This window comes from Sphingomonas pokkalii (genome assembly GCF_003096275.1).
GTDB lineage: Bacteria > Pseudomonadota > Alphaproteobacteria > Sphingomonadales > Sphingomonadaceae > Sphingomonas > Sphingomonas pokkalii.
Genome location: NZ_QENQ01000001.1, coordinates 629,738 through 653,946, shown reverse-complemented (window position 1 = coordinate 653,946; position 24,209 = coordinate 629,738). Strand labels below are relative to the sequence as shown.

General features: G+C 67.3%; 23 protein-coding genes. 6 read left to right on the top strand and 17 right to left on the bottom strand.

Annotated elements, in window-relative coordinates; genetic code table 11:
- Positions 1 to 7: 7 nt before the first annotated feature.
- From DD559_RS03080 to hflK, 5 genes are all read right to left on the bottom strand, one after another.
- A complete protein-coding gene (locus DD559_RS03080; RefSeq protein WP_116467897.1) occupies positions 8 to 1,954 on the bottom strand; it encodes an OPT family oligopeptide transporter in 1,947 nt (648 codons plus the stop codon).
- A gap of 160 nt (positions 1,955 to 2,114) precedes the next feature.
- Complete coding sequence (locus tag DD559_RS03075) at positions 2,115 to 3,713, bottom strand: helicase HerA-like domain-containing protein (RefSeq protein WP_116467896.1); 1,599 nt, start codon at positions 3,711 to 3,713, stop codon at positions 2,115 to 2,117.
- Between the two features lie 67 nt (positions 3,714 to 3,780).
- Entirely contained in the window at positions 3,781 to 5,298 is a 1,518-nt protein-coding gene (locus DD559_RS03070) for a Do family serine endopeptidase (RefSeq protein WP_116467895.1), read from the bottom strand.
- A 96-nt stretch (positions 5,299 to 5,394) separates the two neighbouring features.
- Positions 5,395 to 6,246 (bottom strand): protease modulator HflC, encoded by an 852-nt coding sequence (hflC, locus tag DD559_RS03065; RefSeq protein ID WP_206364435.1) that lies wholly within the window; start codon positions 6,244 to 6,246, stop codon positions 5,395 to 5,397.
- Positions 6,243 to 7,322 carry a protease modulator HflK gene (gene hflK, locus DD559_RS03060; protein WP_116467894.1) on the bottom strand — a complete coding sequence of 360 codons (1,080 nt, stop codon included), beginning with the start codon at positions 7,320 to 7,322 and terminating at the stop codon, positions 6,243 to 6,245. The genes hflC and hflK overlap by 4 nt, the downstream gene beginning before the upstream one ends.
- 73 nt (positions 7,323 to 7,395) lie before the next feature.
- Between hflK and DD559_RS03055 the strand changes: the two genes are divergently transcribed.
- Positions 7,396 to 8,352, top strand: coding sequence for a P-loop NTPase (locus DD559_RS03055; protein ID WP_116467893.1), 957 nt, complete (start codon positions 7,396 to 7,398; stop codon positions 8,350 to 8,352).
- A 4-nt stretch (positions 8,353 to 8,356) separates the two neighbouring features.
- Entirely contained in the window at positions 8,357 to 8,791 is a 435-nt protein-coding gene (locus DD559_RS03050) for a CoA-binding protein (RefSeq protein ID WP_116467892.1), read from the top strand.
- Here the strand turns inward: DD559_RS03050 and DD559_RS03045 are convergent.
- The 5 genes from DD559_RS03045 to DD559_RS03025 all read right to left on the bottom strand — a co-directional run bounded on the left by DD559_RS03045 (position 8,786) and on the right by DD559_RS03025 (position 14,524).
- The gene (locus tag DD559_RS03045; protein WP_116467891.1) at positions 8,786 to 9,910 is read right to left on the bottom strand and encodes an aminotransferase class V-fold PLP-dependent enzyme; all 1,125 of its coding nucleotides are present in this window, start codon (positions 9,908 to 9,910) and stop codon (positions 8,786 to 8,788) included. The genes DD559_RS03050 and DD559_RS03045 overlap by 6 nt on opposite strands.
- Positions 9,907 to 10,671, bottom strand: coding sequence for a tryptophan 2,3-dioxygenase (locus DD559_RS03040; protein WP_116467890.1), 765 nt, complete (start codon positions 10,669 to 10,671; stop codon positions 9,907 to 9,909). The genes DD559_RS03045 and DD559_RS03040 overlap by 4 nt, the downstream gene beginning before the upstream one ends.
- A 10-nt stretch (positions 10,672 to 10,681) precedes the next feature.
- Positions 10,682 to 11,647, bottom strand: a complete 966-nt coding sequence (locus tag DD559_RS03035) for an alpha/beta fold hydrolase (protein ID WP_116467889.1) — start codon at positions 11,645 to 11,647, stop codon at positions 10,682 to 10,684.
- Between the two features lie 99 nt (positions 11,648 to 11,746).
- A complete protein-coding gene (locus DD559_RS03030; RefSeq protein ID WP_116467888.1) occupies positions 11,747 to 12,616 on the bottom strand; it encodes a hypothetical protein in 870 nt (289 codons plus the stop codon).
- Between the two features lie 87 nt (positions 12,617 to 12,703).
- Entirely contained in the window at positions 12,704 to 14,524 is a 1,821-nt protein-coding gene (locus tag DD559_RS03025) for an ABCB family ABC transporter ATP-binding protein/permease (RefSeq protein ID WP_165830961.1), read from the bottom strand.
- An 89-nt stretch (positions 14,525 to 14,613) separates the two neighbouring features.
- Here DD559_RS03025 and DD559_RS03020 point away from each other — a divergent pair, with 89 nt between their 5' ends.
- Entirely contained in the window at positions 14,614 to 14,850 is a 237-nt protein-coding gene (locus tag DD559_RS03020; RefSeq protein WP_116467887.1) for a hypothetical protein, read from the top strand.
- A gap of 3 nt (positions 14,851 to 14,853) precedes the next feature.
- On the opposite strand, the gene DD559_RS03015 is transcribed toward DD559_RS03020, so the two are convergent.
- Both DD559_RS03015 and hisC read right to left on the bottom strand, forming a co-directional pair.
- On the bottom strand, positions 14,854 to 15,762 hold the full coding sequence (locus tag DD559_RS03015) for a prephenate/arogenate dehydrogenase family protein (RefSeq protein ID WP_116467886.1): 909 nt from the start codon (positions 15,760 to 15,762) through the stop codon (positions 14,854 to 14,856).
- Positions 15,762 to 16,856, bottom strand: a complete 1,095-nt coding sequence (gene hisC, locus DD559_RS03010; protein ID WP_116467885.1) for a histidinol-phosphate transaminase — start codon at positions 16,854 to 16,856, stop codon at positions 15,762 to 15,764. The genes DD559_RS03015 and hisC overlap by 1 nt, the downstream gene beginning before the upstream one ends.
- A 90-nt stretch (positions 16,857 to 16,946) precedes the next feature.
- On the opposite strand from hisC, the gene metX reads away from it, so the two are divergent.
- Genes metX through DD559_RS02995 form a run of 3 tightly spaced genes read left to right on the top strand, consistent with a single transcriptional unit; the run spans position 16,947 to position 19,521 of the window.
- Positions 16,947 to 18,071: a homoserine O-acetyltransferase MetX gene (gene metX / locus DD559_RS03005; RefSeq protein ID WP_116467884.1), complete on the top strand. Its 1,125-nt coding sequence runs from the start codon at positions 16,947 to 16,949 to the stop codon at positions 18,069 to 18,071.
- Positions 18,068 to 18,661: a methionine biosynthesis protein MetW gene (gene metW, locus DD559_RS03000; protein WP_084584672.1), complete on the top strand. Its 594-nt coding sequence runs from the start codon at positions 18,068 to 18,070 to the stop codon at positions 18,659 to 18,661. Before metX ends, metW begins: the two co-directional genes overlap by 4 nt.
- Complete coding sequence (locus DD559_RS02995; RefSeq protein ID WP_116467883.1) at positions 18,658 to 19,521, top strand: pirin family protein; 864 nt, start codon at positions 18,658 to 18,660, stop codon at positions 19,519 to 19,521. The genes metW and DD559_RS02995 overlap by 4 nt, the downstream gene beginning before the upstream one ends.
- Before the next feature lie 220 nt (positions 19,522 to 19,741).
- Here the strand turns inward: DD559_RS02995 and DD559_RS02990 are convergent, their stop codons facing one another.
- The 5 genes from DD559_RS02990 to DD559_RS02970 all read right to left on the bottom strand — a co-directional run bounded on the left by DD559_RS02990 (position 19,742) and on the right by DD559_RS02970 (position 24,204).
- Positions 19,742 to 20,203 carry a hypothetical protein gene (locus DD559_RS02990; protein WP_116467882.1) on the bottom strand — a complete coding sequence of 154 codons (462 nt, stop codon included), beginning with the start codon at positions 20,201 to 20,203 and terminating at the stop codon, positions 19,742 to 19,744.
- A 71-nt stretch (positions 20,204 to 20,274) separates the two neighbouring features.
- Entirely contained in the window at positions 20,275 to 21,951 is a 1,677-nt protein-coding gene (locus DD559_RS02985) for a GMC family oxidoreductase (RefSeq protein ID WP_116467881.1), read from the bottom strand.
- Positions 21,952 to 21,977: 26 nt separating this feature from the next.
- Positions 21,978 to 22,823: a sugar phosphate isomerase/epimerase family protein gene (locus DD559_RS02980; RefSeq protein WP_116467880.1), complete on the bottom strand. Its 846-nt coding sequence runs from the start codon at positions 22,821 to 22,823 to the stop codon at positions 21,978 to 21,980.
- Complete coding sequence (locus tag DD559_RS02975; RefSeq protein ID WP_116467879.1) at positions 22,820 to 23,380, bottom strand: gluconate 2-dehydrogenase subunit 3 family protein; 561 nt, start codon at positions 23,378 to 23,380, stop codon at positions 22,820 to 22,822. The genes DD559_RS02980 and DD559_RS02975 overlap by 4 nt, the downstream gene beginning before the upstream one ends.
- Positions 23,377 to 24,204: a 3-keto-disaccharide hydrolase gene (locus DD559_RS02970; protein WP_116467878.1), complete on the bottom strand. Its 828-nt coding sequence runs from the start codon at positions 24,202 to 24,204 to the stop codon at positions 23,377 to 23,379. Before DD559_RS02970 ends, DD559_RS02975 begins: the two co-directional genes overlap by 4 nt.
- Positions 24,205 to 24,209: the final 5 nt, after the last annotated feature.

The window sequence follows — 24,209 nt, the reverse complement described above, 5'->3', positions numbered from 1 at the left end:
CGATGCTCTATCGGGCCTGGCGCCGGGTATAGGCGTAAAGCGCGCCGGTAAGTGTCAGGAAAGCCAGCGTACCGCCCGCCAGCGCATAGGGCGCAAAACCCGGCCCCACCAACGCCAGCGGCGATTCGCTGCCGGTTTCATAGACGATGCCGGCATAGAGCACGCCGAACAGGCTGTCCCCGACGATCATACCGGTGGCCATCAGCACGCCCATCCGCTTGACGAACTCGGGGTCGCGCGCGCGATCGGCGGCGCGATCGTAGAACCAGCCGATCACCGCGCCGATCACCACGGTCAGCGTCACCCCCATCGGCAAATAAATCCCCAGGCCCACCGCCAGCGGCGGCAGCCGCAGCTTGCTGGTGCGTGCGAGCAGTTCGTCCACCAGGATCACACCCGCGCCGATCAAGGCGCCAATGCCGATCAGGTCCCAGCGCAGGTCGCCGCCGAGCACGCCCTTGGCGAGCGAGGAGATCAACGCCGCCTGCGGGGCGGGCAGTGCATCGGCGCTGGCGCCCGGCACCCCGGCGAAACCGAACGAGGCATTCAGCACACTCAGCACCGGCGGGATGACGAGGCTGCCGAAGACCACGCCGAAGATCAGCGCCACCTGCTGCTTCCACGGTGTCGCGCCGACCAGCTGGCCGGTCTTGAGGTCCTGGAGATTGTCGTTGGAGATGGTGGCGACGCCGAACACGATGCCGGTAACGATCAGCGCATAGGCGATCAGCGCCTGGGTCGTGCCAGGATCCAGATTACGCCCGAACATGCCCACCAGCATCAGCGAAGCGGCGACGACCGAAAGGATGCCGATGCCGGAGACCGGGCTGTTCGATGCGCCGATCAGGCCGGCCATGTAGCCGCATACCGACGCGATAACGAGCCCGACGACCAGCACGAACACCAGCGATCCGGCCACCAGCAGCCCTGCCGAAGCAGAAAGCGGGCCGACCGAGAGCACGCTCCACAGCAGCCAGCCGATCGGCAGCAGCATGAACAGCGTGACCAGCCCGACGATGCCGATCGGCAGGTCGCGCTCGCCCACCGCCACTACCGCGCCGCCACGCGCGGCCGCGGAGGCGGCGAGGGAAGAGCGGATGCCTCCGATCACCGGGCCGATGATCTTCAGCAGCGTCCAGATCGCCGCCATGCCGATCGTGCCGGCGCCGAGGAAGCGCACGTCGCTGCGGAACACCGCGCTCGCCACTTCCTCGGCGGTGCCCGGCACGCCGGCGCTCAGGATCGGCAGCGCGATCCACCAGCCGATCGCCACGCCCACCAGGATCGCGATGCCGACGGTGAGGCCGATCAGATGGCCCGCCCCGATCAGCGCGAATTGCAGGCCGCCGATGATGCCGGTGGAGCCTGCGCCGGCTTTGAAGAACATCGCGCCCTCTTCGGCGGCCAGCTTCATCCTGGTCAGGATGGCAAAGCCGGCCGAGGCGAGCGCGTTGACCACGATCACCGCGAGCCCGCGCGCACTTTCCTCGGCGCCCTCGCGGCTGCCCGCGCCCACCTGCAGCACTTCCGCGGCGGCACGACCTTCGGGATAGGGCAAATCGGGCGAGTCGACGACGAGCGCCCGGCGCAGCGGCACCGAGAACATCACGCCCAGGATACCGCCGAACATCGTGATCGCGGCGGTTTCCAGATAGGGGAAGCCGTTCCACCAGCCGATCATCACCAGCCCCGGCAGCACGAAGATGATCGCCGCCAGCGTCCCCGCCGCGCTGGCGACGGTCTGCACGATATTGTTCTCGAGGATGGTCGAGCCGGGAAAGAAGCGCAGGATCGCCATCGAGATCACGGCGGCGGGGATCGACGTGGCGAAGGTGAGCCCGATCTTCAGGCCCAGATAGACATTCGCCGCCGTGAACAGCAGCGTGATCGCGCCGCCGAGCAGCACGCCTCGCAGCGTGAGTTCAAGCGGCGCGCGAGCGGGGGTTGATGCCATGCGCGGCGGACTCCGGAAATGAGGGGAAGACGGCGGGGCACGCGCTCCGGCACCGCGACACCCGGCCGCGGCGATCAGATCGGATCAGCATGGAAACCCCGCCATCGCATTGCGGCCATGGTGGCACCGGCGGCCGCGAAAGGACAGGATTTTCCTGCGTTCAGCCGCGGAACAGACCGCCCAACACACCGCGCACCACCTGCCCAAGCACTCCGCCGCCGCTCTTGCTACCGAACACCGCCTTGCTGACTTCGTTCGCCACTGCCCGGCCGGCGGCGGAGGAAGCGGAGCGGGTGGCCGATCGGATCGCCCGGTTGAGCGGGTCGTTCGCCACGGCGCGCTCGGCGGCGATGCGGGCGCGCTCCTCCTCCTTGGCGCGGCGGGCAACTTCCTTGGCCTGGGCGGCGGCGGCCTTCTCGGCGGCGTCGCGGGCCTCGGCCTCGGCGGCAGCGGCGCGAGCCTCGGCGCGCTTGGCGGCGAGCAGTTCCTCGGCGGAGTCGCGGTCGATCGCCATGTCATATGCCGCGCCCACCGCGTCCGTTTCCACCAGCACCTTGCGCTCGTCCGCCGCGAGCGGGCCGACGCGCGAGGCCGGTGGGCGGATCAGCGTGCGCGATACCGGCGCGGGTGCGCCGTCGGCCTGCAGCAGCGAGACCAGCGCCTCGCCCACCGCGAGCTCGGTGATCGCGGTTGCCACGTCGAGGCCCGGGCTGGCGCGGAACGTCTCGGCGGCGGCGCGGATCGCCTTCTGGTCGCGCGGCGTGAAGGCGCGCAGCGCATGCTGGATGCGGTTGCCGAGCTGGGCCGCCACGTCCTCGGGAATGTCGATCGGGTTCTGGGTGACGAAATAGACGCCGACGCCCTTCGATCGGATCAGCCGCACGACCTGCTCGATCTTCTCCAGCAGCGCCTTGGGGGCGTCGTCGAACAGCAGATGCGCCTCGTCGAAGAAGAAGACGAGCACCGGCTTGTCCGGATCGCCGATCTCGGGAAGCGTCTCGAACAGTTCGGAGAGCAGCCAGAGCAGGAAGCTGGCATAGAGCCGCGGGCTCGCCATCAGCTTGTCGGCGGCGAGGATGTTGATCACGCCGCGGCCGGTGTCGTTCTGGGCGAGGAAATCCTGGATGTTGAGTGCGGGTTCGCCGAAGAAATGGGCGCCGCCTTGGGCCCGTAGCTGAAGCAGCTGACGCTGGATCGCGCCCACGCTCTGCTTCGAGACATTGCCATAGCTGGTGCTCAGTTCCTCGGCCCGTTCGGCACAGTGGGCGAGCATCGCCTGCAGGTCGTCGAGGTCGAGCAGCAGCAGCCCCTCGGCATCGGCGACGTGGAAGGCGATGGTCAGCACGCCTTCCTGCACTTCGTTTAGGTCCATCAGCCGCGCGAGCAGCAACGGCCCCATTTCGGAAACGGTGGCGCGGATCGGATGGCCAGCCTCGCCGAACAGGTCCCACAGCTGCACCGGCGCGGCGCGATACTGCCAGTCGCCATCCCCGATCGCCCGCGCTCGCGCCGCAAAAGCCGCGTGCGGCTTGGCGAGCGGGGAGCCCGCCATGCCCAAGCCGGCCAGGTCGCCCTTCACATCGGCGACGAACACCGGCACGCCAGCGGCGGAAAACCCCTCGGCCAGTCCTTGCAGGGTCACCGTCTTGCCGGTGCCGGTGGCACCCGCGATCAGCCCGTGGCGATTGGCGCGGCGCAGGTTCAGTTCGATCCGATCGCTGCCCGACACACCAACGAAAAGGCCCGCTTCCTGCACCATGTCCCTGCTCCTTGTTCGGTGCAGGCATAGGCAAGAAACGGGCCCTGGTCAGCCGCTTTGCGGCGGATCAGTTGCCGGCGATGCCGACCGGAATATAGTTGCCGACGTTGCGGCGCTGGACGAACAGGATAATCTGCTTGCGCCCCGCTGCCTTCGCGGCGGCCACCAACTTGCTCAGATCGGCGGGGGTGCGCAACGGCTGCTGGTTGGCCGTAACGATCACGTCACCGCGCTGCAGGCCCTTGCCCGCGGCATCGCTGCTCGGATTGACGCCCAGGATTACCAGGCCGCCGATCGACGGATCGACACCGATCGACCGGGCGATCTGGGGGGTCAACGGGGTGACGCCGATGCCGAGCGAGGCGCTCGCCGCCGACGTTGCGCTGTCGTCACCGTCATCGCCATCGGCACCGTCCTGATCGTTTGGATCGAACTGGGCGAGCTGTTCGTCCGGCGGGCGGGTGCCGACGGTCACCGTAACGGTCTGGCGCTTGCCGTCGCGGATCAGCTCGATCGGCACGCGCGTGCCAGGCGTCACGTTGGTGACGATGTAGGACAGCGTCTGCTCCGGCGTCACGTCGCGGCCGTTGACCTTCACGATCACGTCGCCCTGCTTGATGCCTGCCTTGTCGGCCGGCTGGCCCGGCTCGACGCGCGCGACCAGCGTACCGCGATCGGTTGGCAGGCCGAAGCCGGCCGCGAGGTCCTTGGTCAGGTCCTGCATCTGGATGCCCAGATAGCCGCGGGTAATCGTCTGGCCCTTCATCAGCTTGTCGATGATCGGCTTGGCTTCTTCTGCCGGAATCGCGAAGCCGATGCCGACATTGCCGCCGGTGGGCGACAGGATCTGGGAATTGATGCCGATCACGTTGCCGTTGAGATCGAACATCGGGCCGCCCGAATTGCCCCGGTTGATAGAGGCATCGGTCTGGATGAAGCGATCATAGGCCCCGGCGCCGGTCACGCGGTGCGTGGCGGAAATGATGCCGGCGGTGACGGTGCCGCCCAGGCCGAACGGGTTGCCGATCGCCAGGATCCAGTCGCCTACCCGCGCCCGGCTCGAATCGCCGAACCGGACGAACGGCAGGTTGGCGCCGTCGATCTTCAACACGGCAAGGTCGGACGCCGCGTCATGGCCGATAAGCTTGGCCTTGAAATCGCGGCCGTCGGAGAGGGTGACGGTGATCGATTCGACCACCGCTCCCTGCGCGCCCGCCGAGATGACATGGTTGTTGGTGACGACATAGCCGTCGGCCGAAATCACGAAGCCCGAACCCAGCGACTGCGCCTCGCGCGTCACCGGCTGGCCCTGGCCGCTGCCGAACCCGAACATTTCGAGCGGGGTGCCGGCGAACGGGTTGGCATTCACCTTCACCCGCTGCGTCGTAGAGATGTTGACGACCGCAGGCTGGAGGCGCGCCACCAGGTCCGCGAAGCTCATCGGCGCGCCGGCCTTGGGCGCCATCGCCTGGATCGTGCCCGGCTCGTTCTGCGCGGTTTGCGCGCCGGCGGGCTGGTTGAGCGAGAGCGCGGTGGCGGCGCCACCCAGCAGAATCGCAGTAGTCAAGGCGTAGGCGTAACGCACGGGGTCATTTCCTCTCGAAAGGAATGGTATTCGTCTCAAGCCTGGCTTCTACGCAGCGCGGCTGAACCGGATTTGAATATGAACGAGCGGACAGGCTCATCGTTGCCCGGTGAACTCCTTCAGATACGCATTGTTCGGCGACAGGATGATCTGGCTCTCGCCCTTGGCGTCAGGGCTCAGGAAGGTGGTCCGATAGGACTGCATCGCGCGATAGAAGTCGTAGAAGTTGGGGTCCTTGTTGAAAGCCGCGGCATAGATCTGCGCCGCCTGCGCCTGGGCGTTGGCGCGGATGATCTGCGCATCCTTCAGGCCCTGGGCCTTGATCGTCTCCGCCTCCTGGCGCCGCGCGCTCGCCATCCGGGTCAGCGCGCTGTCGAGCGGCGAGCCCGTCGGCAATTCGGTCTGCTTGATCCGCACGTCGACAATCGCGACGCCATACTGGCTGGCGAGGCGCTGGAGCGAGGTCTGGATATTGTCCATTACCTGCCCACGCTCGGGGCTCAGCAGCACCTCAGAACGGCGCTTGCCCAATTCGTTGCGCAGCGACGAGCGCAGCAGCGGCTGCAGTTGCTCCCGCAGCCGCTCTTCATTGCCCACCGTCACCACCATGCGCAGCGGATCGGTGATCCGGTAGCGCGCATAGGCATCGATCTCGAGCCGCAGTTGATCGGTGGACAGCACCGGTTCACCGGGCAGTTCGACGTCGAGCACGCGCTTGTCGACCCAGACAAGGCGGTCGACGAACGGAATGCGGAATACCGGGCCGGCGCCGGTGCGGCCGAAATTCTCGCCGTTCTGATAGGCGTTGACGGTGCGGTACGGCTTCTCCAGCCGCAGGACGACTGCCTGCTTGGTCTCCGGGACGATCGAGACGGTGCTCATCAACAGGATGAGCAGCAGGATCACCGCGACGACGAGCGAGATCGGGTTGCGGATCCAGCCGGTCACTTGGCGTCTCCCTTCGCGGCGTTCGGTTCGGTGCCGCCGCGTCCGCGCAGTTGCGGCAGCGGCAGATAGCTGTTCACGCCCGGCGCCTCGATGATCGTCTTGTTGGTACGGGCCAGCACGGACTCCATGGTTTCATAATACAGGCGGCGCTTGGTCACTTCGGGCGCCAGCTTGTACTGCTCGTAGATCTTGTCGAACTCGGCCGCCTCGCCCTGTGCCGCGGCGATCACGCGCTGGGCATAGGCGTTGGCATTGTTGCGGTTGGATTCGGCTTCCTGCGTGGCGGCCGTCACGGCCTTGAAGTCCTCATCCACCTGGCTAGGCGCCGCGGCCTTCTGCACGGCCACGCCCTGGATGCGGATGCCGGACTGATATTCGTCCAGGATCTGCTGCATCAGCACCTGCGCCTCGGCTTCGATCTGCGAGCGGCCCTCGCCGATCGCCTCGTTCAGCGAGGTGTTGGCGATCACTGCACGCATCGCGCTTTCGGCGGTGGCACGCACGGTTTCGCGCGGATCGGAAAGCTGGAACACATAGAGCGGCGCACTGCGCACGTCCCACCGCACCGAATAAGCAAGATCGACGATGTTCTGGCCGCCGGTGAGCATCAGATTCTCGCCGCTCGCCGGGAAGTTCTCGGTACGAATATTGCCGACGTCGACGACATCGACCAGCTGGAATGGCGCCGGCAGCGTGAACCGGATGCCGGGATCGAGCGTGCCCGAATAGCGTCCGAGGAACGTCACCACGCCCTTTTCGCGCGGACCGATCGGGTGGATCGAGGTGAACATTACCCAGATGCCGATCAGCGCCGCCAGGATCAACAGCCACAGCCGCGATCCGCTCGGCACGCCGGGGAAGCCGCCACCGCCGCCGTTGCGGGCGCGGCGCCACAACTCGTCGATCGCGCTCGCACTGCCATTCCCGGTACGCCGGCCGCCGGGCGGCACCGACCAGGGGTTGCGCGGCCCGCCGCCCTTGTCCGAACCGCCGCCATTGCCGCCGCCCCAGGGACTTTTGGGCGCCTCATTGTGGAAGGTGCCGGACAGGATATCTCGGCCAGAACTATTCGCCATGCCAGCCTTTATAAGGACGGATCCGCGGATTTACAGTGGCAGTCGACGATTGTCTCCCTATGTGTCCGGCGCCATGACCACGCCCGACAGCCTCTCCGCCGCCCTCGCCTCCGTGTCCGCGGGGCGCGCCACTGCCCGCCTGACCGGGGGCCGCGCCGATATCGTGCTCGACGTCACCGACCTGGCGCCCGAGGTGCAATCGGCACTCGAAGCCGATGTCCGCGCCGCCGCCAGGGCGCTGCCGGAGGTGCAGGACATAAGGCTGTTGCGTACCAGCGAACGGCGCACGCGCCGCATCCTTGCGGTGGCTAGCGGCAAGGGCGGTGTCGGCAAATCCACCGTCTCCGCCAATCTGGCCATCGCGCTGGCACGCAAGGGCCTGAAGGTTGGGCTGGTCGATGCGGACATCTATGGCCCGTCGCAACCCAAGCTGATGGGCGTTGATGGCATTCGCCCGCAAGCCCGCGAGAAGACGCTGCTCCCCATCGAAACCGCGCACGGCGTACGGCTGCTCTCGATGGGCGGCCTCGTCGTCGAGGGGCAGGCGATCGCCTGGCGCGGGCCGATGGCGGGCGGCGCGCTGGGCCAGCTTGTCGATGCCGATTGGGGCGATACCGAGCTGCTGGTACTCGATCTGCCGCCCGGCACCGGCGACGTACAGCTTACCATGATCCAGAAGCACAAGCCGGCGGGCGCCGTGATCGTTTCCACCCCGCAGGACCTCGCGCTGATCGACGCCGCCCGCGCGATCGATCTGTTCAACAAGGCCGGCGTCCCGATCGTCGGGCTGGTCGAGAACATGGCCGGCTATTGCTGCCCGCATTGCGGCGGCATTTCCGATCCGTTCGGCAGCGGCGGCGCGGAGGCAGCGGCCGGCGCGCTCGGCATCCCGTTCCTCGCCCGCATTCCGCTTGCCATGGCGATCCGCATCGCGTCGGACGCCGGCGCGCCGCCGGCCGCAGGAAACAGCGAAGCCGCAGCGCCATTTGGAGCCTTGGCGGATTCGGTCTATGAATGGATCAAGAGGTAAAATTATGCCGCTGGCTCGTGACGAAGACATCAAGGCGCTGCTCGAAGAAACGCGCACCATTGCGATGGTTGGCGCTTCCGATCGGCCGAATCGTCCCAGCAACGGCGTGATGCTGCTGCTCCAGCGGCACGGTTTCCGCGTGATCCCGGTCAATCCACGGATTACCGGCGAGCATATTCACGGCGAGTTCGTCTTCCGCGATCTCGATCAGATCGGCGTACCGCTCGACATGGTCGACATTTTCCGCAAGTCTGAAGATGCCGGCGCGGTGGTCGATGCAGCCATCGCTGCCGGCGCCAAATCGGTGTGGATGCAGCTGGACGTCGTCGACGAAGCCGCCGCCGCCCGCGCCGAGGCCGCTGGCCTGAAGGTGGTGATGAATCGCTGTCCGGCGATCGAGATCCGCCGCCTCGGCCTCACCCCCGTCGCCGGATCATAGCGCGGCGAGCGCAGCCCGCAGCCGCACCACATCGCGCGCGTCCTGATACAGCCCCAGTCCGATCCGCAGCACGTCGCCGCGCACGTCGGTAACGATGTCGTCCCGCGCCAGAGCAGCCTGCCATGCCGCGGCGTGCTGGGAGCGTAACGCAACGAATCGCGCCTGCGGCGCATCCGCCGCCGCCGGGTTCAGCCGTTCGGCATCGAGCGGAAACCCGTCGAGCAACTGCGCGCGCAGCGGCGCGACATGGGCGTTGACCGCCGCCGTCGTCAGCCCCTCGCGCGCCAGCATCGCCCGCACCGCCACGAACCGGTACAGCCCGGAAGGGTCGAAGGTCGCGCCCAGGAACCGGCGAGCATCGGGTGCATAGCCGATCGTGCCCGGCGGCAGCGCCAGGTCTTCGAATTCGGCATACCAGCCGGTGATCTCGGGCCGCGGGCCATAGCCGGGCGGCGCATGGAGGAAGCCGACGCCCTCCCCCGCCATCGCATATTTATACCCGCCAGCGACGTAAAAGACCCGGTCGGCCACCGCAGCGAGGTCGGTCTCGATCGCCATGAACCCGTGATAGCCGTCGATCAGCACCCAGGGCCCCTCCGGCCGGGCGAGCGCGGCGAGATGGGCGATGCCGTCGAAGACATGGCCGGTGCCGAACTGCACCTGGCTGGCGACGATCCAGTCGAACCCACCGCCGCGTGCCGTTTCCACCAGCGTCTCGATCGGCACCCGCGTGACGATCGCGCTGCCCGCTTCCTCCCAGCGCCGCGACTGGCGGCGGAAGCTGTGGAACTCCCCATCGCTGGCCAGGATGCGCAACGGCCGCGCCGCCCCCATCGCGGAGGCGACCCGCACCAGCAGTTCGTGGGTGTTGGAAGCGAACACGATGGTGGAAGGGTCCGGCAGACCCAGTTCGGCGGCGGCTTCGGCCTGCGCCGCCGGCCAGATATCCTCCATCACGCGGCCCCATTTCCGGTCGGCCAGCCGCGCGGCATCCTCCCACGCCGCCTGCTGCCCCAGCCAAGAAGCATCCGGCCAGAGATGATGGCTGTGTGCGGCGAAATGCAGCCGATCGGGCGCCGCGGCCAGCGCCCGCTGGAACAAATGCTTGAACCCGCTCACAGATCGGTCCTGAGCGACCAGAGTTCGGGAAAGGCACGCTTGGCCAGGGTCGATTCCAGATAGGAGACGCCGGCCGTCCCGCCAGTGCCCGGCTTGCCACCAATCACCCGGCTCACCGTTAGCACATGCTTGTGGCGCCATGTCGCCAGGGCATCGTCAATATCCACCAGCTTTTCGGCGAGCTGGTACAGGTCCCAATAGCGGGTCGGATCACGATACACCGCCGCCCAGGCCAGGCGAACCGGGTCGCTGGCCAAATAGGGCTGGCGCCAATCGCGGTCCAGCACCGCTGGCGGCAGCGGAAAACCGGCCGCCGCCAGGGCAGCATTGGCATCGTCCCACAGACTGGGTTCGGCGGCGGCCGCGATCGTCAACGGCCCCGGCACCCCGCCGCCGCGCAGACCGAGCATCGTCTCGACCGCGCGGAACTGATCGGACTGGAAGCCGGAACTGGGGCCCAGCACTTCACGGAAGCGGGTGTAGTCGCTTGGCGTCATCGTCGCCAGTACGTCCCAGCTCAGCGTCATCACCGCCTGGATGCGGCTGATCCGCGCCAGGCCCTTATAGGCCTCGATCAGCTTGCCACCGCGCACCAGCGCCTTGGCAAGCCGCAGTTCGGCGATGATCTGCTTGAGCCACAGTTCCTTGGTCTGGTGGATGATGATGAACAGCAGCTCGTCATGCCGGTCCGAGCGGGGATGCTGGGCGGCGAGCAGGTCGTCGAGCGCAAGATAGCGCCCATAGGTCATCGCTTCGGTCATGCCGGACAGGCTAATCCGCAATGGCCTGGCGGTCGACCCGCTTGTCGGCCGCCAGGATCGATCGCAGCCAGGCTTCGGTCTGCTCCGGATGCGTCACCGGCAGCATATGGCCGCCATCGACCAGGGTCAGCCGCGCGCCGGCGATTTCCGCCGCGGTGCGCTCGCCATGCTGCGCCGGATCCAGCACCCGATCCCCGCGACCGAACAGGATCGATACCGGCATCGCGATCTCCCCATAGCGCGGCACCATCGCCTGCATCGCCCGCGTCGCCATATTCACTTCGAAACTGCCCATCTGATAGGCCTGGGGCCGCGCCGACAGCGCGCCCCCACCGGCGGTTGCGAAATCGGCCGGCACCGGATCGGGCGCGAACACCGCCACAGCGTTTCGCCGCGCGCGTGCCAGTGCCGCCGGCACTGCCAGGGTCCAGGAAAGCAGTTCGCGCAGGCCCGGCGGCGTCATCAGACCGCGGAACACCGGCGGCAGCCGCTCCGCCACCTGGCTTAGCGGCGCGATCAGAGCGATTCCGCCGATCCTCTCCGGCACCGCCAGCGCCAGGGCCAGCGTCACCGCGCCGCCCATCGAGTGGCCGACGACCAGCGGCCGCTCCAGGCCGAGCTGCGCGATCAGCTCGGCGATCATCCGCGCCTGCCCCGCCAGGTCGGGCCGCGCACCGGTGAGGTGGGAATGCCCCCAGCCCGGCCGATCGACCAGGATCACGCGATGGTCGTGCGCCAGCCGCCCCGCCAGCGAATGACTGAAGTTGCGCAGTTGCCCCATCAGCCCATGGATCATCACGATCGCCGCGCCTTCCACATCGCGCGGCCCCAGTTCCACGACATGCAGCCGCGCGCCCGCCACATCGACGAAGCGGCCATCGACCGGCACCAGTTCCTCGGCCTTGCGCGCCACCCAGGCAGTCCAGCCGGCCAGGCCCAACACACCGATCCCGGCGGCTCCGAATGGTATCAGCATCTGCCCGTCTCCTCGCCCCTGCCAACGCGCGGCGGCCAGATTTTGGCCCGTGGCGCCGTCCCTCGTCCGCTACGGGGGCAGCGCCTCTATCATCGCGTACTAGCGGATATAGCCGCGTTCGCGCAGAAATGCCTTCAGATCGGCCGGAAAGGGCGCCCGGTTCCAGGTCGACTCCCGATCATAATGGGCCAGCATCACCCGCCATGCCGCCGCAAACTGCCCAGCCCGCGCCGCGTCCGCGACATAGCCGGCGCACGCGCCGTTACGCTCGCTGTCCAAGGATGCGGGCGCGGTGCAATAGGCGCGTGCCTCCGCCATCTGCATCAGCACCAACGGCCGCAAGCCGGGTGCCTTTGAAACGTCGACGGTGCGGCCGGCGCGGATGTTCAGCACCAGCGGCGGCGGCATGCTGCCGGCATAGCTGGAGAAGCGGTACAGGAAGGCGTCGTCGGTCAGCACGAAATCGGCAATGCCGTCGCCGGAAAGGTCGATCGGGAATTCGTCGAGCGCTGCGTCGAACATGTCGCTCGACTTGCCGTCGACACCGCGGTGGGTGAGCCGCACCACGCGATAGCCTTTGCCCTCGGGCACCGCCACATCGATCACGCTGCAGCAATGCGCGCCGCCGGTGAAGCTCTCGAGCAGCACGGCTGGCGCCTTCACCTTCGCGTCCACCCGCCCGATTCCGAAGCGCCAGCCGATGCCCGGCTCGCCGCGCAGCACCACCGGCGCCATGCCCGAGCGGGTGAGGGTGACAATGGCAAACCGCTCGTCGGGATTCGCTGCCTCGCTTGCGGTGACCGTCAGCCGCAAGTCGTCGCTGGCATAGGTCACCGGGCCCTGTTTGGGCTGCCATTCGATCAGGCTGCGCCACGGCATTGCCTTGGGCTTGGCGACGGCGATCTGGGCGGAAACGGGGGAAACGCAGGCAAGCACCGCAGCGAACGCGGCAAGGGCGAGTACGCGCATCGACAAGGCTCCGATTCGAGGAACGCACCCGAATACCCTGTCCGCCAAACTCCGTCCATCGACGAAATAAAACACTTCGTCGCAGATTTACTCCGCGACCGGTGCCTCACCTTCCTCGCGCTCCTGCGCCTGCCGGGCCCACATTTCGGCGTAGATGCCGCCTTCGCGCAGCAGCTCGGCATGGGTGCCCTGCTCGACCACGCGGCCCGCCTCCAGCACGATGATCCGGTCGGCATGGACCACGGTCGACAGCCGGTGCGCGATCACGATCGTGGTACGGCCCTGCTCTATCGATTCGAGTGTCGCCTGGATGTCGGCCTCGGTGCGGCTGTCGAGCGCGCTGGTCGCTTCGTCGAGGATCAGGATCGGGGGGTTCTTCACCAGCGTGCGGGCGATCGCCACGCGCTGCTTCTCGCCGCCGGAGAGCTTGAGGCCCCGCTCGCCCACCCGCGTGTCGAGCCCGTCGGGAAGCGCCTGGATGAAGTTCGCAATCGAGGCGCCGCGCACCGCTTCGGCGATCTGCTCGGGCGTGGCGCCCTCGCGGCCATAGGCGATGTTGTAGCCGATCGTCTCGTTGAACAGCACCGTGTCCTGCGGCACGATCCCGATCGCCGCGCGGAGGCTCGCCTGGGTCACCTCGCGAATGTCCTGGCCATCGATGGTGATGCGGCCGCCGGTCACGTCGTAGAAACGGTACATCAGCCGGGCGAGCGTCGACTTGCCGGCGCCCGAAGGGCCGACCACGGCGACGGTGGCGCCGGCCGGAATGTCGAGATCGATGCCTTTCAGGATCGGGCGATCGGCGTCATAGCCGAATTGCACGCCCTCGAAGCGCACATGCCCCTGCTGCACTGCGAGCGGCTGGGCGTCGGCCGCGTCCTTCACTTCTGCCCCGGTATCGAGCAGGTCGAACATCGCGCCCATGTCGATCACGCCCTGGCGGATCGTACGATAGACCCAGCCGAGCATGTCGAGCGGGCGGAACAGCTGGCTGAGCAGCGTCGACACCAGCACCACGTCGCCCGGCGTGAAGCGGCCGGTCGACCAGCCGAACACCACCAGTGCCATGCCGGCGGCGAGCATCAGGTTGGTGATCACCGCCTGGCCGATATTGAGCCAGGCCAGCGAATTCTCGCTGGTGACCGCGGCGTTCATATAGGCCGTCATCGCCTTGTCGTAGCGCGCGCTCTCGCGGGCTTCGGCGTTGAAATATTTGACGGTTTCGAAGTTGAGCAGCGAATCGACGGCGTGCGCGACGGCGCCGGTATCGAGGTCGTTCATCTGCTCGCGCAGCTTCGAGCGCCAGTCGGTCACCCATCGGGTGAAGGCGATGTAGACCACCACCATCGCCAGCGTGCCGGCGACCAGCCACCCGCCGAAGCGGGTACCGAAAATGCCGAGCACCATGCCGAGCTCGAGGATCGTCGGCGCGATGTTGAACAGCAGGAAATAGAGCATCGTGTCGATGCTCTTGGTGCCGCGCTCGACCACCTTGGTGACCGCGCCGGTGCGGCGGTTGAGGTGGAAGCGCAAGCTCAGCTGGTGGAGATGGCGGAACACGTCCGAGGCGAGCCGGCGGGTCGCATCCTGCCCCACCCGCTCGAACACGGCGTTCCGCAGATTGTCGAACAGCACCGTGCCCAGCCGCGCGGCGGCATAGCCGGTGACGAGTGCTATGATCAGCCACACCGCGTCACGCGGTCCCGAGGCCATCCGGTCGATCGCCCCCTGCAGCGCGAAGGGTGCGCCATAGACCTGCACCAGCTTGGAGCAGAGCACGAGCAGCAGCGCCAGCACGATCCGCACCCGCAGCCCCGGCGCATGGCGCGGCCAGAGATACGGCAGGAAGCGCTTCATCGTGCCGAAGATGGGCCGGTCGAGCTTGGCGGACGAGGTTTCGGGAGGCATCTGCCCTAATCTGGGACGCGGGCAGGCATGACGCAACCACGGGAACAGCCCGGAGGTCTGTCCGTTCAATCAGGCAGGAGGTCACGATTATGGACCAACTGCTCTACGTGCTGGCGATCATGGGCTGCAGCGACGATGCGCAGGCCTGCCGCCAGGTCCGTCTGGAACCCGCCCGCTATACCTCGCAAGTCGCCTGCCAGGAAGCGATGGAAGGCGCGCTTCGTCGCGCGACCGATGTCGACTATCCCGTCGTACAGGCCGCGTGCCAGCGCCAGAGCCAGCAGATGGTATCGCGCGAGCCGCAACGCCCGGTGACGGGGAGCTGACGCTTATTCGTGCGACCGGCCGAAGTCCGGCCGCGCATCGTCCTGGCCCTGGTCGATGATCGAGCGGCGGATCGCGCGGGTGCGGCTGAACAGTTCGAACAGCTCGTCCCCCTTGCCCCAGCGGATCGCGCGCTGGAGCGCGGTCAGGTCCTCGGTGAAGCGCTGGAGCATGTCCAGCACTGCCTCACGGTTGCTCAGGAAAATGTCCCGCCACATCGTCGGGTCCGACGCCGCGATGCGGGTAAAGTCGCGGAAGCCGCCTGCCGAATATTTGATCACTTCGGACTGGGTGACTTCCTCCAGATCCGACGCGGTGCCGACGATCGTATAGGCGATCAAGTGCGGCAGATGGCTGGTAACCGCGAGCACCCGATCGTGATGCCCCGGCTCCATCGTATCAACCGTAGCGCCCAGCCGCCGCCAGAATTCGCTCACCCGTTCCACCGCGAGCGAGTCGCTGCCCTCGGGCGGGGTGATGATGCACCAGCGATGGTGGAACAGCGAGGCGAAGCCGGCGGTCGGGCCGCTATTCTCGGTACCGGCAACCGGGTGGGCCGGGATGAAGGTCGCATCCGGCAGCGCTGCGCGCACCGCCTCGATCACGCTGCCTTTCGACGAGCCGACGTCGCTTACGATCGCGTCTGCGGGCAGGTCGGCGGCGATGTCGGCGGCCGCCGCCCCCATCGCGCCGACGGGCACGCACAGGATGACGAGGTCGGCGTCGATCACCGAGGTGCCGGCGCTGTCCGCCACGTCGTCGCACAGGTCGATCGCCACCGCCGTTGCGCGCACGGACGGATCGGCGTCATAGCCGGTTACGCGCACGCTCGGCATGTGCTGGCGGATGCCGCGGGCGATCGACGAGCCGATCAGCCCGAGGCCGAGGATGGTGACGCGCGCGAAGGGCAGCATCAGGCGCCGAGCAAGCGGCGCAGCGAGGCCGCCACGCCCTTGATCTCTTCCTCGGTGCCGATGGTGATGCGCAAGCCATGCGGCAGGCCCTGGCCGGGCAGCCAGCGGACGATATAGCCGTCCTCCATGAGGTGCTTGTAGGCCTGCTCGCCGGTCACTTCGCCCTCGAACAGGACGAGCTGGAAGTTGGCCTTGGAGGGCACCGCGCGGACGCCCTTGTTGCCCATGCTGGCGATCTCGTCGGCGAACCACTGGCGCCACTGCGCATTGTGCGCACGGCTGTGCTCGACGAAATCCTTGTCGCCCAGCGCCGCGACGGCCGCGCGACCCGCGCCGATGCTGAACGCGAAGGGCGCGCGAATGCGGTGCATCGCGGCGATGATGTCCGGGTGGCCATAGCCCCAGCCGACCCGCTCGGAAGCCAAGCCGAAGATCTTCGAGAAGGTGCGCGTCACCAGCACGTTGGGCTGGGTGCGGGCGAGGTCGAGCCCGCCGTCGTCGTCTTCGGGATCGAGATATTCGGTATAGGCTTGGTCGAGCACCAGCAGCACGCTCTTGGGCAGCGCGGCGTGGAGGCGGGCAATCTCTTCGCGTGCGGTGTAGGTGCCGGTCGGGTTGTTGGGATTAGCGAGGAAGACGACCTTGGTCTTCTCGGTCACGCAGGCGAGGATCGCGTCGACATCGGTTGCATAGTCGCGATCGGGCGCCACCACCGGCGTCGCGCCGACCCGGCGGGCGGCGATGTCGTACACCGCGAAGCCGTAGCGGACATAGATGATCTCATCGCCCACCCCGGCGAACGCGCCGGCGGCGAGGTGCAGCACCTCGTCCGAGCCGGTGCCGTAGACGATCCGCTCGGGCTCGACGCCGTAATGTGCGCCGAGCGCCTCGCGCAGCGCGAAGGCGCTCGCATCCGGATAGCGCTCCAGCTCGGTCGCGGTGGCGGCATAGGCGTCGCGCGCGGCCTGGGGCGTGCCGAACGGATTCTCGTTGGACGAGAGCTTGGCGGCGGGCTTGCCCGAATCGGTGGTGGCACGGCCCGGGACATAAGGGGCGATGGCCATCACCCAGGGCTTGGGGACGGGTGCGTTCATGGGGCGGGGGATTGAAGGAATGGCGGCCGATTGGCAAGCCGTGTGGCGGGGAAGCTTGAACGTCCGCGCGCGTCCGCCTAACCGCCGGATATGTCCGATGATCCGCGTTTCGGCCTTCGCCGCTCGGTAACGCTGCCGGGGCCGCTGCGCCTCGACGGCGGCGTGCTGTTCTCGCCGGTCGACATCGCCTACGAGACCTATGGCACGCTGAACGCCGACGCGAGCAATGCCATCCTGGTGTGCCACGCGCTGACCGGCGACCAGCATCTTGCCTCCGAACATCCGGTCACCGGCAAGCCGGGCTGGTGGGCGCGGATGGTCGGGCCCGGCAAGCCGATCGACACGAATCGCTGGTTCGTGATCTGCTCCAATGTTCTGGGCAGTTGCCTCGGCTCTTCGGGCCCGGCGACGATCAACCCGGTGACCGGCCAGCCCTGGGGGATGCAGTTCCCGGTCATCACCATCCGCGACATGGTGCGCGCGCAGGCGATGCTGCTCGACCATTTCGGCATCGATCGGCTGTTCGCAGTGGTCGGCGGATCGATGGGCGGCATGCAGGCGCTGAGCTGGGCGGCGACCTTCCCCGAGCGGGTGCGCGCGGCGGTGGTGATCGCGTCCGCAGCCCGGCACTCGGCGCAGAACATCGCCTTCCACGAAGTCGGCCGCCAGGCGATCATGGCCGATCCCAAGTGGCGTGGCGGCGCCTATTACGCGGCGCAGGACCCGCCTGCTGCGGGCTTGGCGGTCGCGCGGATGGCGGCACACATCACCTATCTGTCGGAAGCGGGGCTCACCGCCAAGTTCGGCCGCAAGCTGCAGGGCCGCGAGGCCAAGACCTTCGGCTTCGACGCCGACTTCCAGGTCGAGAGCTATCTGCGCCACCAGGGGCTGGCGTTCGTCGACCGGTTCGACGCCAATTCCTATCTCTATATCACCCGGGCGCTCGATTATTTCGACCTCGCCGAGGAGCATGGCGGGCTGCTCGCCAACGCCTTCCGTGCGTCTAAGGCAAGGTTCTGCGTGGTGAGCTTCGATACCGACTGGCTCTATCCCACCGCGGAGTCGCGCACGATCGCCCATGCGCTCAACGCCGCGGGCGCACCGGCCAGCTTCGTCGAGCTTAGCTCGCCCTTCGGCCATGACGCTTTCCTGCTGGAAAGCCCCGAGCTCGACCGCGTGATCGGCGGTTTCCTCGCCGCGGGAGAACGGCCATGACCCTCCGCCCCGACCTCGCGATCATCGCATCCCATGTGAACCGCGGCGCCCGCATCCTCGACGTCGGCTGCGGCGACGGCGCGCTGATGGCGGCGCTGCGCGACCAGCATGGCTGCGACGCGCGCGGGCTGGAACTTGATCCCGTCAACGTCGCGGCGGCCGTGGGCCAGGGCCTGTCGGTGATCCAGGGCGACGCCGATACCGATCTGGCCGATTATCCCGACGACAGCTTCGACTATGCGATTCTCAGCCAGACGCTGCAGACCACCCGTCGTCCCGACTGGGTGCTGGAGCAGCTGCTGCGGATCGGCCGCCACGCCTTCGTCTCCTTCCCCAATTTCGCGCATTGGCGGGTGCGCGCCTCGCTGCTGTTCGGCGGCCGCATGCCGGTCACCCGGCTGCTGCCGATCGCCTGGTATGCGACGCCCAATATCCACCATGTCACCGTCGACGATTTCCGCGCGCTGGTGAAGGAGCGCGGCATCGCCATCGAGGGCGCCTGGTTCCTCTCCGGCGACCAGCAGACCGGATCGGGCATGGCCAACCTCCTGGCGGAACACGCCGTCTTCCTGTTGAGGCACGATCGATGACCGACGTCACCCTGCTTTCCGCCCATGCCGCCTATCGCGACGATATCGGCGACCTCGTCACCCGCCGGCCGGTACCGGGGCCGGGCCTGGAGCAGATCGGCGCCTTCCTGTTCCTCAACCATCACGGGCCGCAGACCTACGGGGCGAACAATCGCGGCCTGCCGTTCGGCCCGCATCCGCATCGCGGGTTCGAAACGGTCACCTTCATCCTCGAAGGCTCGCTCGCCCATACCGATTCGGCGGGCCATGAAAGCATCATCCGCGCCGGGGGCGTGCAGTGGATGACCGCCGGGCGCGGCATCGTCCATGCCGAGGTGTCCCCCGCCGAATTCAAGCGCGACGGCGGCCCGATGGAGATCCTCCAGCTCTGGGTGAATCTGCCCGCCGCGCTGAAGATGCGCGCGCCGCGCTATGTCGGGCTGCAGGCGGACGCCTTTCCGGCGTTGACCACGGGCGAGGGGGCGACGCTTCACCTCGTCTCCGGCAGTTTCGCCGGGCATGCCGGACCGATTGAGTCGCTGACCGGCGTGTTCCTGTGCTGGGCCGAACTGGCCCCGGGCGCGACGCTGACCTTCGACGGCCTCGCGGGGCGCGACCTGTTCCTCTACGCGGTCCGCGGCAGCGTGAAGGTCGGCGATCGCGCGCTGCCGAACTGGCACCTTGCCAGCCTGTCCGCGGGCGATACCCTGACCCTTCACGCCGACGAGCCCACGCTGATCCTGTTCGGCCATGCCGCGCCGATCGACGAGCCGGTCGTCGCCCATGGCCCGTTCGTGATGAACACGGTGGAGGAAATCCGCCAAGCCTATGCCGACTATCAGCGCGGCACCTTCGGCGTGGCGGAGATCGTCGCGGGTTGAGGCGCCGGGCCTTGGAAACCCTTTGGAACGTCGCAAACGCGCGCATTTCGAGACGGCACCGGCCCGGAAAATGCGCCACGGCGCATTTCCGGACTTTCTCTCATCCCAAGCTGCACGGACGGCAAGCCATTCCCCAGCGTTATGCCCGCGCAAGCCGGCATCTCCCGCGGGTGGCGGGGATCGCGATGCGCACGCGGGCGTACATCGATGCAGCGTGGTGTTATGTTCCCCGGCCCCAGTTCACCGTCACGCGGGTACCGCCGTCATGGCGGTCCACCACGATCATCACGCTGCGCCGGGCTTCGTCACCCGCAGCATACATCGTCTCGCTCTCTCGGCGATAGCGCAGGCCGGATGCATTTGCCTGCGCGCGGGACCAGCCGAGCACGTCGCGCGGGGCCGCCATCGTCTCATAGACGATCGTTCCGCTCACATGCCCCTTGGCCAGCCCATCCGGCCCGGCGACGCAGCGGGTGATTTCCGCACCGGCGTATATCGGCACGAAATCCGGCCGGTTGCTACAATCCACCGCCGCGGCCACGTTCGCGGACGTGCCCTCCGCCGCGGCGACTGCCACGTTCTGGGCCACGGGGTCGTCGGTGGTGCGCTCGCCCCGCCCGCAACCGGCGAGCAGGACGAGGCACAATATTGCGCCGATACGATTCCGCCCAGGATATGCCATGGCCGCCTGCCCCTTCGCCCGCGACGGGAGTGTCGCTGCGGGCCGTATAACGCGCCTGCCGCCCTTTCGGATCACCCCTGCCGCAGCTGCCGTACCGCATGATCCGCCGCCCGCACGGTCAGCGCCATGAAAGTCAGCGACGGGTTCACGCAGGAAATCGACGCCATCTGCGCACCATCGGTGACATAGACATTGGGCGCATCGTGCGCGCGGCTGAAGCCGTCGAGCACCGAAGTGCGCGGATCCGCGCCCATGCGCGCGCCGCCCATTTCGTGGATCGCATCGCCCGGCACATGCTCGCCTTCATAGCTGCGGATGTTGGTCAGGCCCGCCGCCTTCAGCATCGCCTCGCCCTGCGTACGCGCATCGGCCATCATCCGCAGTTCATTCTCGCGGAAGGTCACGTCGAAGCGCATCAGCGGCACCCCGAACCGATCCACCTTGCTCGAATGGAGCGACACGCGGTTGTCCTTGTAGGGCAGGCACTCGCCGAATGCGCCCATCGAGAAGCGCCACGGGCCATACCGGCGCATCCCGTGCTTCATCGCCGCCCCGAAGCCGACCGGCGCCGCAGGATCGCGCCGAGCGCTGCCCTGATAGCCATAGCCGCGCCGGAAGCCCACGCCTTCTTCACCGCCCACGTTGCGGAAGCGCGGAACATAGACGCCACCGGGGCGGCGGCCATATTCGATCAGGTCGGTCATTCCCGGAATCTCGCCTTCCACGCCGACGCGGAAGATGTGATCCATCACATAGCGGCCCAGCGTGCCACTGCTGTCGAAATGGCTGCGGTCGCTGCCCGGCGCGCGGGAGTTCATCAGGATCTGCGTCGATGCCATCGCCGATGCGCAGACGAAGACGAGATCGGCCTGCACCACTTCCGCCTGGCCGCTCTTGGCGTCGACATAGCGCACGCCTGTCGCCCGCTTCTTCACCGGATCATATTCGATGTTGGTGACGACCGCGTCGGATTTCAACGTCAGCCGGCCCGTCGCTCGCGCCGCCGGCAACGTTACCGCCTGGGTGGAGAAATAGGCTCCGAACGAACAGCCATTGCCGCATTGGTTGCGCAGCTGGCACTTGGTGCGGCCCTGTTCAGGCTTGTCCTCGGTCAGGTTGGACAGACGAGTATGGATCAGCTTGCGGCCCGGGAACTGGGCCTCAAGCCGCTGCTTCAGCCACTGCTCGGCGACGTTCATCGGCATCGGCGGCTGGAAGTTGCTGTCCGGCAGATGCGGCAGATTCTCGCGCGAGCCGGAAACGCCGATATAGTCTTCCACCTTCGCATACCACGGCGCGATGTCGTCATAGCCGATCGGCCACACGCCATCCACGCCCTCGCGCTTGTTCGCCTCGAAATCCTCTTGGCTCCAGCGAAAGCTCCAGCGGCCCCAGATCAGCGACTTGCCGCCGACCGCGCCCGGCCGGATCCAGTAGAATTTGCTGCCTTCGTCATAGGCATAGGGGTTCAGCCGGTCGTTGTTGTAGAAGCCCATGCTGCTCGGCGCGACATAGCCATGGCGGGCGATGAAGTAGTCCTTCTCCACCAGCGGCTTCGGCATCATGTTGCGGGCCGGCACCTCGAAGGCGGGCTTGCCGTCATAGGGATAGCCTTCGCCATGCTCGACCATGCGGCCCCTGTCGAGCATCAGCACCCGCAATCCCTTTTCAGTCAGCTCCTTGGCGGCGAAACCGCCGCTCACGCCGGAGCCGATGACAATCGCATCGAACCTGTTGGTTGCAGCCATGGTGTTCCCCTCCCGGGATATCGTTCTCAGAAGCGCAGTGCGCGGAGCGTTTTGAAGCTGGTGGTGATGTCGGGCAGATAGGGGGCGGGCGCCTGATCGTTCTCGACATAGAAATGGCGCACGCCGGCCCCGGCCTTGCGCTGGAACAGCGCGGCGAAGTCGATCGTGCCGGCGCCGACCGCGGTCATGCTGCGATCGGGGCGCATGTCCTTGACGTGATAGGCATAAATGCGGCTGCCGATCCGATCGATCAGCGCCGCCAGATCCTGCCCGGCGAACTTCGCCCAGTAAAGGTCGAGCTCGATCTTCACCAGCGCCGGATCGGTTTCCTTCAGGAACCGCTCATACAGGCTCACGCCGCCCGGCTGGGTTGTGAATTCGAAATCATGGTTGTGATAGGCGAAGCCCAGCCCTGCCTTTTTCAGATCGGCGGCGAAGCGGTTGAAGTTGGGCAGCGCCTTCTGCCAGCCCTCCTCGGTGCGATGCTCGGCGGTCATGTAGGGCAGCACCACCGTATCGGCGCCCAACGTCTTGGCCCGCGACACCGCCTGCTCGAACTGGCCGAGCAACGCATCATAGCCGACATGGATCGACGGAGAACGAAGGCCTGTCTCGTCCATCGTCCGGCGCAGCATGGTGGTGTCCATTGCTTCATAGCCGCCGCCGCCGAACTCGACTTCGCGATAGCCGATCTTGGCGATCGCCGCGAGCGTGCCAGCGGGATCCTTCTGGAAGATGTCCCGCACCGTATAGAGCTGGATGCCGATCGCGGAGAGCGATGCGGCCTGTGCCGGCGGCACGATCCGATCGAGAAGAGTGGCGGCGATGGCGCCCCCGGCGCCCGCGAGCAGAGTACGACGGCGGATCATCATGCGCTGTACACCTTGTTGACCTGAGAATAGGGAAAGGCACCGTTATATTCGCCGGGAACCGGCAGATACTCGCGCTCCTGGGTGATGCCGATTTCGGAGGTGTAGTATCCGGCGATCACCAGTTGCCGGAACGCCTCGAAAAAGGCCTGGCCACCGGGGATGGCCCCGTTCATCGCCAACGTAAGCAGCGCATCCTGCTGCTCGGGCGTCGCCTTCGCCGCGGCAACCTTATAGTCCTGCTGGGCGCGCGCCTCGATCGCGTCGAGCCCGGCGAGGATCGGCACCCGGTCAGCGGGCAGCGCCCAGTCGGCGAGCAGCTTCTCGATAAAGGCGGGAACGCCCGCGGCGATTGCGCCCGGTGTGTCGGTGGTGGGGATCACCCGCTCGCTCAGCGCCGTCATCAGTAGATGCTGGGCGGGCGTGAACACCGCTACGCTCGGCGGCCCCTCGCTGATTAGCTCGGGCGCCGTCACTTGCGCCGCCCGCGCGATGGGCGCGAACAGACCGGCGCCGAACATGGCCGCAACGCCGGCCAGGGCGGTTCTGCGATCGATCATTTGGCTTCTCCAGGAAGATCCTGGGCAATCGCCGCTTCGGGCAGCGGCCGCACCCAGATGTTGCGGAACGAGACCGGCGAATCATGATCCTGCAATTGGATCGGCGCCGCATCGGGGTGCGCCTGATATTGCGCGACATTTCGCCAGATGGTGGTGCCAAGCATCGCCTGGTGGTTCTGCACCAGCACGCCGTTCAGGAAGGCGGTGATATAGGCCGGCCGTACCAGCTTGCCATCGGCGGCGAAGCGCGGGCGTTCGAACACGATATCGTAGCTCTGCCATTCACCGGGCTTGCGCGACACATTGGCCAGCGGCGGCTTCCAGCCATAGACGGCGCCCACCGTGCCATCGGCATAGGTAGGGTTCTGGTAGCCGTCGAGGATCTGGATCTCGTAGCGCTGCATGAACCAAATGCCGCTGTTGCCACGATCCTGCGAGCTCTTGGTCGGCGGATTGGGCGAGCGGAACTCCAGGTGGAGCTGGACGTCGCCAAAGCTTTGCTTGGTAATCAGCGCGTTCTCGCCGCCACTGCTCGCGCGGCTGGGCACGGTCAGCACGCCATTCGCCACCGGCCACGGCTTGCGTTCGGCCCGCCAGGCATCGAGCGAGCGGCCGTCGAACAGCACGATCGCATCGGAAGGCGCGCCGCCCGGCTGGGCGGCAGGTACGACCACAGCCGGCGCCGGGCGATCCGAATCATGGACGTGCCAGCTGCCGCCCGGCAGGATCGGCGTATCTTTGAAGCCGGGCTTTTCCTGTGCGGCGGCAGGCGCGGCGGCCAGCGCCGTCAGACCTGCGAGCAGCGCCATGCTGCATCTCGACATCGCTT